The sequence below is a fragment of the Pseudomonas sp. GW456-12-10-14-LB2 genome, assembly GCF_002884345.1.
Lineage (GTDB): Bacteria > Pseudomonadota > Gammaproteobacteria > Pseudomonadales > Pseudomonadaceae > Aquipseudomonas > Aquipseudomonas paraglycinae.
The window spans coordinates 1-263 of record NZ_POHV01000198.1 but is presented as its reverse complement, the minus strand read 5'-3'; the positions used below and the strand labels follow the sequence as shown (position 1 = coordinate 263).

Below are 263 nucleotides of genomic sequence, written 5' to 3'. Positions count from 1 at the left end.
GATCGGGCGTGGACCTCGCCAAGGTCGGCCTGTCGCCCGCCGTGTCGGTGGCGGAGGCCGCTACCGAGATCCCGATGCCGCGCCCGCGCATCCACACCGTCGCCCTCAGCACCCCGCTGGAGCAGACGCCGCTGCGCGCCGCCGCCAGCTTCGCCCCGGTTCACGACCTCGACACCGAGCTCGGCTCCAACACGGTCGACCGGGTGTCGTACGACTTCCTGCTCTCCGAGAGCGCCGTCGGCGACCCGAACGACGTCCTCGAA

Annotated in this window: 1 protein-coding gene; it reads left to right on the top strand. The window is 72.2% G+C overall.

Annotated elements, in window-relative coordinates:
- Window positions 1–263, top strand: a 263-nt coding sequence (locus C1X29_RS30020; RefSeq protein WP_218275730.1) for a hypothetical protein, incomplete at both ends; no start/stop codon positions are given.